This is a genomic window from Confluentibacter lentus, assembly GCF_002806995.1.
Lineage (GTDB): Bacteria > Bacteroidota > Bacteroidia > Flavobacteriales > Flavobacteriaceae > Confluentibacter > Confluentibacter lentus.
The window spans coordinates 1-677 of sequence record NZ_NIHE01000028.1; the positions used below are offsets into that span (position 1 = coordinate 1).

The 677-nt window shown below is 30.9% G+C and carries 1 protein-coding gene; it reads right to left on the minus strand.

The window, feature by feature from the left end; genetic code table 11:
• Positions 1 to 117: 117 nt before the first annotated feature.
• A complete protein-coding gene (locus CDH50_RS15040; protein ID WP_100613118.1) occupies positions 118 to 333 on the minus strand; it encodes a hypothetical protein in 216 nt (71 codons plus the stop codon).
• Positions 334 to 677 lie beyond the last annotated feature (344 nt).

Below are 677 nucleotides of genomic sequence, written 5' to 3' on the forward strand. Positions count from 1 at the left end.
ATTTGTACAACGAAATAAGATTACATTTATCTTTAGACTTTAAAACACCTAATATGGTATACAAATTAACAGCGTAAAATCAATTTTAACCTGTAGCCATATTTCAGGACGAGACATTTAAGAACCACGATAAACTACAGTCTTTTTATATTCTACCATTGCAGCTTTTGCCATTCTTATATGCAATTCTGTATCTTCTCTTGGTGTTGGGTCATTAAAAAGACCTATTGCTTCATCCAATTGCACTTCTTCACTGTCTAAAAAATCAGCAATTAACTCTAATAAGTTTTGCTCTATGTCGTCAAACATTGCTTCCATTGCGTGTTTACTCATAATTAAAAAACGCACTACAACACTTTGTATAAAATATAGGCGGTTATGTGCTTATTGTTTAGCCTATGTTTGTTAATTTATTTATTTTCTGTATGAAACTACTCGCTCTTTTTATTGCCTACATTTCATACAATTTTACGTTGTGCTTCATGCTGAAAAACGTAAAAATTGAATAAGTTGACTAAAGAAGAAAAACATAAGGAACTCGAAAAATATCGAGATTTAAATTTAGCAACTTTAGACTATTACATTGAGTCCTCAATCCTAAAAATCAAAACAGAGGACTTCGATTCTGACCAGCATTATAAATCCCTTAAACCACTTGTTGAAGAGAATTTCCAAAA

Bases quoted from the DNA above. Each gene is read 5' to 3' on its own strand.
- CDH50_RS15040 (WP_100613118.1), bottom strand. From the start codon at position 333: ATGAGTAAACACGCAATGGAAGCAATGTTTGACGACATAGAGCAAAAC.